Here is a 9,108-nt window from a genome sequence, read left to right as displayed (position 1 = left end):
AATGACCCATCGTCGCGCATCGCGGGTTCCGGCACATACCGGCGTATACCGATATTTGTAGACGGCCTTTAACTGGCGACGAATTCACATCATCCACAAACCATTTTTTAGCCTAGAGTTCACCCCTCACGACGCATCCTCATTCTCCATTCTTATCACTACCGGAGAATTCGGAGCCGCCTCGCGTTGCCCTTCCTGCACAAGCCTCTTGAGTGTAGGATCCGACCCCCGTTCCGCTTCAAAAAATTCGATTCCATACATCATCAGCGTGACATGCTCCGAGCTTTTGGAGCGGAGAAAAATTGTCTCGGGCGGTCGAGCCCGCTCTACTTTCCATCCATTTTTCTGTAGGCCGACAGTCGCTTTCTTTAGTGATTCTGAAGGATCTTTGCTTCCGACGTCCATCACCAGCACCTCAGAGTAGGAGGTGACACCGTCCCACGAGTTCTCTTCCGTCAGTTTCGCCACCACCTTTCCCATGCCCTGGACATCACGAACGACGGCCGGATCGACTCGCAACTCCTTGGTGAAAATTCGCGTTCCACACGCCGAAGCCACAAATATTGCACAAAGAATGCAAAGCGACTTCACAACCACATCGGCCCTGCCATGTGGGACGCCACACCTCTGCCTAATCTTTTTCCCGACTACCATAAACCGCCCCTGTCCAAGTAAAAGCATTCGAGCCTCACGCATTTCCAATATTCATCTGCCACGCTGCGGAGTGGCCCATAGAGAGCGTCGCGTCGCTTGACCAGATCAGCAGGGATCGACCGCTTATCCTCCAGCCAGTCTTGGAACCTGTCGAAGTCCAACTTGCCCTTCCTCCAAACGACCCCCGAACATCCACAGTAGGCCAGAGTGGCCTCCCAGTCATTAATATGACGCTTGGCGCCATGGTCGTTTATAGTTATCTTCCATTTCAGGTAGCTCAGATAGGCCGCCGCAAGATCGATGGCCAGTCCTGGCTGATCGATGAGAATTTTCGCTATCTCATCGTCACTTAGATTCGCTTTGTCCGGATGATACCGCTTAAACATTTCTCGCGCTTTGTATATTTCCATCTGCGTGATTCCGAGGCCGGCAGTAGCACCCTTCCCCTGGGCCTTGCGGGCATAGTAAACACCCCAGGCTCCTACCTTTCCCGCCTTCGTCTCAGCCCCCATGTTCTCATAAATTATAAGGGCCGTTAAGGCGTTCTTATCCACGCCGTACTTGCTAGCCGCTTTTTGAATGTATCCGTAGTACTCCAATAGATTCATATAAAGATTAAGGTTGGGGAAATCCTTACACCTGGGAGGCCCATTGTGCGTCCACCCCCGGGCGCACGAGGGAATGCGCGGGTCCGAGCTTCGCGCCTTTATGGCATGCATCATGGTTCGCATACTTTCTAGGCCGCCTACCGCCGCCCAGTTGAAGTTGAGTTCTCGGTCGCCGAGCGTGGGGGACCAGTGCTCCATGTATGCATTCTGAACTTTTTCGTCAGCGAACCAGAAGTTCGGCTGGTCGACCGGACGCCCGTTGGGCATGAATTTGTAGCCGAGGCGCTTGACCTCTTCGTCGGACAGGAGGGGGTTGTTGTAGTACTCGAAGCCGGGCGAGTTGATGTAGTCGTTCCACCAGCGTTGTTCGACGTCGGGCATGACGCAGATGCCCTTGGTGGTGCACATGTAGCCGGGCATGATGACCGGCGGGTCGGGCGGGCAGGTCACGCAGTAGATGCCGGTACGGGTGTGGCCGCTGGGGTCGGTACCGGTCAGCGGTGAGCCGTGGACATAACCGTACCGGTTGGCCTGGATGGAAGGGTCGGGTGCCAGGGAGGCAGTGTCCCGGCTGGCGAAGGTCGCGGTGCCGGGCTGGTACCAGCGGGCGTGCATGTTGACCTTGCCGGAGTCGGCGTCGGTCAGCTCGCCCTGGTAACCGAGTTCGTGGCGGGCGCCGGCCCGGGTGATCTCCTCACCGAAGGGGGCGTAGGCGACGGAGTCGGCCAGCGCGGTGGCGGTGGCGCCAAAGGTACCGACGAGGTCGCCATGCTGGTCGGTGAAGGCCAGCCGGGGGCCGGTGCCGTCGGAGATGCCGATCAGGTCGCCGTCGACACCCCTGCTGTACCTGGCCTGGGTGGTGCCGGCCGCGTCGGTGGTGGCGACGATGTCATTGGCCAGATCTCCGTACAGGTAGCGACTGACGACGGTGCCGTGGATACGGCTGGTCACCCGGTCCAGCGCGTCGTAGGTGTAGGTGGCCTCACCGTCGCTGATCATCCGATCGAACGCGTCGAACCGGAGGTTCTTGCTGGTGGCGCCGATGGTCTGGGTGGCCAGGGTGCCGCGCGGTGTGTAGGTGTAGGTGGAGCCGCCGCCGGACAGCAGGCGGTTGCGCTCGTCGTAGGTGAAGGTCTGGTCCCCGGCCTTGACCCGGTTACCGGAGTCGTCCCAGGCGTAGTCGGTCACGGCGCCGCCGGGCGCGGTCCAGGACGTCAGCCGGTTGGCGAAGTCGTAGGTGTAGGTGTTGGTCCCGGCGCCCGCGGTCCCGCTGGTGGTCTTGGTGGTGAGGTTGTCGTCACGGTCGTATCCGTAGGTGATCGACGCCATCGCCGCGTTGCCCGCCGACTTGAGGCTGTCGCCGGTCAGCCGGTCCATCGGGTCGTAGGTATAGGTGCGCTTGGGCCCGGTGCCGTAGGTGATACCGGTGAGCCGGTCGGCGTTGTCGTACCCGTAGGTCAGGGTGGTGGCGGTCAGCGGATCGCTGAGCGTCTTCAGCCGATCGGCATCGTCCCAGGTCAGCGTGGCGGTGCCCGCCGCGTCGGTGCGCTGCGCCGGCCGCTGGTTGGCGTCGTAGGCGAAGGTCGACAGCGTCCCCGGCGTCCCCGCCTTCGCGGTGCTGAGCAGCAGCCCGCGGTCGTTGTAGGTGAAGGCGAGGTCACCGGCGCTGGTCCGCCGGCCGGCCAGGTCATAGCCGAAGGCGGTGCCCTGGGTGGTGACCTCCGCCCCGGAGCCCGCCTCGCCGATCAGGCGGTTGAGGTTGTCGTAGGCGTTGGTGATCTGGACGCCACCGGGCTGCAGCACGCTCACCGGGTTGCCGGCCTGGTCGTAGCTCGCGGTCCAGGTGCGGTCAGCGAGACCGGGATGAGCCGGCGTCGACGGCTCGATCCGTGACTCCACCAATCCCAGCGAGTTGTAGGTCGTCAGGAACGTGCTCCCCCGCCCGTCGGTGGTCCGCGTACGCTCGCTCGCCGCGTTGTAGCCGAACGACGTGGTGATGTCCTTGCCGGCCGCCACCGACTCCACCAACTGGACGAGCCGGTCGGCGGCGTCGAAGGTGCGCCGGGTGGCGTGGCCTTCCGGGCTGGTCTGGGTGGTCAGGTTTCCGGCCGCGTCGTAGGCGAACCCGAAGGTGCGCAACACCGTGCCGGACGCGTTGAGGTCCTTGGCCGTGGTCTTGCGGCCGGCCAGGTCGTACTCGGTGGCGGTGCTGTTGCCCAGCGCGTCGGTGATCTTAACGGTGCGACCGGCCGGGTCGTAGGCGAAGGCGTCTGCGTGGTTGAGGGCGTCGGTCTGCGTGACGACCTCGCCGGCGGCGTTGACGGTCAGCTGGGTCCGGTTGCCCGCGGGCCGTTTCACCGCCGTCTGCCTGCCCGCGGTGTCGTACTCCATGACGGTCGTGTACGCGGCCGCGGCCGGCCGGCGCTCGATCTGCGTCGCGGTGACCTGGCGGCCTAAGCCGTCGTAGGTCGCCTCGGTGCGGGCGCCGGTCGGGTCGGTGGCCGAGAGCTCCTCGCCGGTCAGGGTATAGGTGAAGTCCCAGTTCCCCCTGGGCGCGCCCGCCGTGGCCGCCGGGTCGGTGACACGCACCTTGCGGCCGAGCACATCGTAGGTGGTGTCGGTGACATTCCCCCGGGGGTCGGTCACCGAGGTGACGCGTCCGGCGGCGTCGTATCCGAATGATGTCCGCGGCGTGACCTGCGTCCCGCCCGGCGGCGTGTACGGCGAACCGGTGACGGAGGCGACCCGGCCCGCCTTGTCGTAGGCGGTCACGGTGGCGCGGTTCTCCGGTCCGGTCTTGTGCGTCTCCTCGCCGGCGGTGTTGTAACCCATCCGCGCGGTGGGCCGCTCGGTGGTCGCCGCGGCTCCGCCCCGCTCGACCTTCACCGGCGGGCCCTGGACCTGCACCGGCCGGCCGAGCGCGTCGTAGTCGACCGAGGTGGTGTAGTCGGCGCGGGTCGCGCCGGTCGCGTTGCCGCGCGGGTCGACGATCTCCCGGATCAGTCCCCGGTCGTCGACCGTCCACGACGTGGTGAGGTCGGTGGCGCCGTTCTCCACCGTCTGCTCGATGAGCCGCCCGCCGGTCTCGTAGCGGAAGGAGGTGCTCTCCGCGCGGGTCGTCCCGGCTCCGGTCAGGACCGTCTGGGTGACGTTGGTGTTGGCGTCGTAGGTGTAGGCGGTCTTGCGGTTCAGCGCGGCGGGGTCGAGGGTGCTGGAGGTGAGGCGTCCCGCGGCGTCGTAGACGTGGTCGACGCGGGTCTTGCCCCCGCCGGTTACCTGACGGGTCAGGTTGCCGGCGGCGTCGTAGGTCGAGGACGTCAGCACGACGTTGACCGGCGTCGCGGACGCGTTGAGCTTGACCTGGTCGGCGATCACGTCGGCAGGAGAGTCGTCGTTGAAGTAGGTGAAGCGCGTGGTCCGGCCCATGGCGTCGGTCTGCGAGGCCAGACGCCCGGCGGGGTCGTAGGCGTTCGACCGCACGATCACGTCCGCGGCGGGCTTCGGATCGGTGGGGCTGCCGGTCCAGCCCTTCAACGTGACGGATTCCGATTCGCCGCGCGCCGTGTACGCGTAGGCGTACGTCGCACCGGCGGCGTCGGTGGTGCTGACCGCCCGGCCCATGTGGTCGTAGGAGGTCTGGACGACCTCTCCCTCCGGGCCGGTGACCTTCTCCATCCGGCCGTAGGTGTCGTACTCGTAGGTCTTCGTGCGGGCCGGGTCGCCGCCGGTGATGTCGGCCAGGGTCTCGCCGGTCCGGTTGCCGTCGGCGTCGTAGGTGTACCGCGTCTGGGTCGTGTGCACCGCGCCACTGATCTCGTTCTTGACTCCGGGGCCCGTCACCGTGGCAAGGCGCCCCGTCGCGTCGTAACCGTAGCTGGTCGCCACACCGCTCCCCTGCTGCGCGGCGGAGATCTCGGTGCTGCCGGCCCTGCGGCCGATGGCGTCGTAGGTGTAGCCCGTGACAAGGCCGGTCGGAGACGTGTCCCGGGCGAGGTCACCCGACGCGGTGTAGGCGTAGTCGCGGTGCTCGCCCTTGGGATCGGTCGTGGTCTTCAGCAGGCCGGCCGGGGTCATGCCGCCACCGCTGGCCGCCTCGGTGCCGTCGGTGTAGGAGTACGTGGTGGAGCGCCCGTTCGGGAAGTCGGAGGTGGCGGGGGTCGTCACCTTGGTCTTCTCGCCGAAGGTGTTGTACTCCAGCTTCGTCGCGTAGGTGTTGCCGGTACTGCTGGCGGACCGCGCATCCCGATAGGCGGTGAGCTGATCATTGCGCGGGTCGAACCGGTCGGAGCCGCTGAGGTAGTACGACGCGTACGCCGTCTGGCAGCTGCTCGCGGAACGGCAGGTGGTCACGCTGAGCTGGTTGCCGCGCTCATCATGCGTCAACTCCGTCGTGTTGGCGTTCGCATCGGTGATTTTGGCCAGGTACCCGCCGGTGTCGTACTCGAACGAGGTGGTCTTGCCCAGTTCATCGGTCCGGCCGGTCGTCCGCAGGCCGCGCAGGCCGTCGTGCGTGGACTTGAGCGTGGCGTTGTGCGGGTCGGTCACCGTGACGGATGCCAGCGGATCACCGAGTTCGTCCGCGGCATACTGCAGCGCGCCGACCTTCCAGAGACCGCCGTTGGTGTCGGTGTGGGTCTGGAGCCGGCCCCCGTCAGGGAGGTAGGTGTTGTCGGCCTGGATCCGGCCGGACGGGAGCGTGGACCGGCTCAGCTGTGGAGCGATGGAACCGGCCTGGTAGTGCGCGCGGACCTCGGCGGCCGGCAGCGAACGATGGTAGATCGCCACCTCGTCGAGGTCACCTTTGAACGGGAAGACCTGCACGGAAGAGGTGGACGCCGGCCAGGACGCCGACGTGTAGCCGCTACCGAGGCGGGTGTACCGCTGGCCGCGGTGGTCGATGGCACCGTTACGGGTGCCCACCGGCTCGCCGTCCAGGTAGAGGGTCTGGCCGGCGCCGTCGCCGGTGAGCGCCACGTGGTGCCACTGACCGTTGTTCACCGCCGCGCCGGTGGTGATCGGATTGGCCGTGCCGTTCCAGAACTGGGCGCGGAGCTTACCGTCGGTGCCCACGTACACCGTCGGGGTGAAGTCCGACGGTGTCCCCGAGGCGGTATCACTCTGCCCGAACACCACGCCGGACCCGGTCGTCTTGAACCAGGTCTCGGCCGTCAGGTAGCCGGCGGAGCCACTGATCGACGCCTCCGGAAGCCAGACGTACGAACTGGAGGCCGATGTGCCGGCGAATCTCACCGCGGTGTCGGCGGAACCGCCGAGCGCCCCGGACACGCCGGTGGCCGCGTTGAAGGTGCCACTGCTGAAGTTGGCGTCCTGCTTGCCGAGATTCCAGCCCACCGCGTCAGCGAGCTTGGAGTTCTTGGCACCGCTCGCCTCCCCCAGCCGCCAGTACCCGGTCGGCAGCGAGTTGAGCACGCTGGTGCTGTAGCGGGAGGCATCGGCGTAGGTGTAGGCGGCACAGGCCGTGGCGGAGCCCGGGCCGCAGACCTTGACCAGCTTGTCGCCGTCGTAGGTGTAGGACCAGCTAAACGGGCTGCCGCTCACCGGATCGGTTGAGACCGCCGTCGCGTGGCCGCCGCTCCAGGTGAAGTAGAGGGACCTGCCGCCGGTCGACGTCACCTTGGCCAGCCGGCTGTCAGCGCCATAGACCAGATCCTGGCCACGCCCCCGGTTGTCGGTGACCTTCGTGACCCGGCCCTGCGCGTCGAACAGGTAGGAGGTAGCTGATTTGTCCATCAGGCGCCAGCCGCCCTCGGCACGGGTCGCCAGCGTGGCGTACGATCCTTGCGGCGGTGCGTAGTCCCCGTTGCCGATCGCACCGAACCGTGCCTGGCTGCCGTCGGGGTAGGTGATCAATACGGTCTTCGTCTGGGGCTCCTCGACGAGCCGCATGTCCCATCGCGTGCTCCATCCCGCGCCGAACATACCGTCCGCGCGGGGGTCGAGGCTGTTATAGGTGCGGGTGACGGCCAGGGGCGGGCCGACCGCGGCGACCGCGGCATCGGTGGCCTGCTCGGTGAAGTTGCCGACCACCTGGTTGAACGCCCGGCCGTCGATACCGGTACCGAGCAGCGAGTTGATCGCCGGCTGTTCGGGGACGACGGTCAGCTTGGTCCACGGCGAGTAGGAGCTCTTTCCGTTGTCGACATCCTCGGCGACGACGGACCACCAGTAGCTCTGTCCCCACTTCAACTTCCCGGCCGGCACCACCCAGGCACCGGTGGTCGTCCATTCGCTGTCCTCACACCAGTCCCACTCGCCCTCCGGGCCGGAAGGTCCCGAGCAGATCTGGAACCAGTACCCCACCTGCGCGTCGGTCTCCGAGGCGGCCAGCGCGCCGAGGGTCGGCGTCAGCGAGCCGGCCAGCCCGTCGTCCTCCGGCCAGAAACCGACGAAGGCGGGCGGCTGGGGCTGGTGCTCCGGAATCACGTAACAAGGCCCAAGGTCGTACCACGCGGTCGACCCCAACGGTGCGCCGTAGGGAGTCCGCGTTGCCACGAAGTCGTGCGGCTCGGTCATGCCCTGGGTGACGTTGTAGTAGGAGACCACGTCGCCGTACGCGTACTGGCGGACCAGCGACCAGTTCGGGTAGTAGCAGTCGGAAAGGCCGGTGCTCGTCACGGCCTGCGCCGTCGAATCGGAGCGCGACGCGGCCAGGTCGCGGTCAACGCTCACGCCTGCGGGGCCGGCTTCGCGTGCCGGAGAAGGCGGCGGCTTGAGGCCCCCTTCCGCGGGCTTGCCTGACAGCCGATGCCGGGTGTCCAGTGGCAGTGCACCCTCCGGTGGCTTAACCGGCCGGGATACGCCCGAGCCCGCCTCTTTCGCCCTGGTGGCGTCCGCCGGCACGAGATGCGGACGCCCGGCTGCCGAACCGATCTCCTGGACGGGCCGGTGCACATCCAGGTCGGCCGATCCACCGAGGGCGGCCACTCCGTCGAACAGTGCGGGGGTGTGCGCCGCGGCCTGGGCGATGAGCGCCGTCGAGGCACCGACCCCCGTTATCAGCATGAGCGAGGTCAAAACGGTGAGAGTGAGCGCACCGAAACGAGCGCGTGACACCGAACGACGCATGCGCCGCCCTTTCTTTGGTCCGAGAACGGAAGAAGGGCGCCGCCATGGAGACGTTCGACAAAGTCGACCGACGGAAGTGAACCCCGTAGTGATCGCTTGGAACGTATTCAATCCACAGGTAGGAGATCAACGTGTTCCAGATCACACTCCGCTGAGTGATCTATTGATCACGTGTTGCTGCGATCATCTCAGCGCAGCCATCCGCGAATCCGCAGGTCAATCGGATCTCGAGAGAGATAGAGACAATGCGTGGTTACGCATTGACAATGAGTAATAGCCATATTCGGCACTCTGGCCGGTTTACCGATGCCCTAAAACTCACCCTGACGGATGGTGCGCAGTAAGACCTGCCACTCGCGCGCCGCTGTGCCCGCCGGCGCCTGCACACGAACTTTGGAATCGCGCACAGCTACAACGTCAGGCAGGTCGATCGCAACCTCAAGGCACATGCCCCCGCCCCCGCCCGAGTGGCTTGATCTCCGCCAGACGGTTCGGCTCAGGTCCATCGGCGCCTTTATGATCAAGCAGGCGGACAGTTGTGAAGGCCCTCCTCACGGACAGCGTTCAGGAAGGTGCGCCACTCCTGAGGCAGTGTGATCAGCGGTGCCCGCATCGGGGATTTGGAGTCGCGAACGGCCACAGCGCCGGGCAGGTTCACCGCGGCCTCGACGCACATACCGCCGTCGTCTCCGGATCGGCTCGACCTGCGCCATAGGGCCTGGCTTAGATCGATCTCCGCACCGCTTCCTGTGGCGGTCAT

General features: G+C 66.0%; 4 protein-coding genes. All 4 read right to left on the bottom strand.

From position 1 onward, the window contains the following. Positions 1–126: 126 nt before the first annotated feature. Complete coding sequence (locus Sru01_RS07305) at positions 127–519, bottom strand: hypothetical protein (protein WP_203983112.1); 393 nt, start codon at positions 517–519, stop codon at positions 127–129. 128 nt (positions 520–647) lie between these two features. After that, positions 648–7,952 (bottom strand): LamG-like jellyroll fold domain-containing protein, encoded by a 7,305-nt coding sequence (locus tag Sru01_RS07300; protein ID WP_203983111.1) that lies wholly within the window; start codon positions 7,950–7,952, stop codon positions 648–650. A 707-nt stretch (positions 7,953–8,659) separates the two neighbouring features. Beyond that, entirely contained in the window at positions 8,660–8,854 is a 195-nt protein-coding gene (locus Sru01_RS07295) for a DUF397 domain-containing protein (protein WP_203983110.1), read from the bottom strand. Between the two features lie 14 nt (positions 8,855–8,868). Beyond that, positions 8,869–9,108: a DUF397 domain-containing protein gene (locus tag Sru01_RS07290; protein WP_203983109.1), complete on the bottom strand. Its 240-nt coding sequence runs from the start codon at positions 9,106–9,108 to the stop codon at positions 8,869–8,871.

The organism is Sphaerisporangium rufum, assembly GCF_016863395.1.
Taxonomy (GTDB): Bacteria; Actinomycetota; Actinomycetes; order Streptosporangiales; family Streptosporangiaceae; genus Sphaerisporangium; species Sphaerisporangium rufum.
This window is presented reverse-complemented; position numbering and strand designations above follow the sequence as displayed.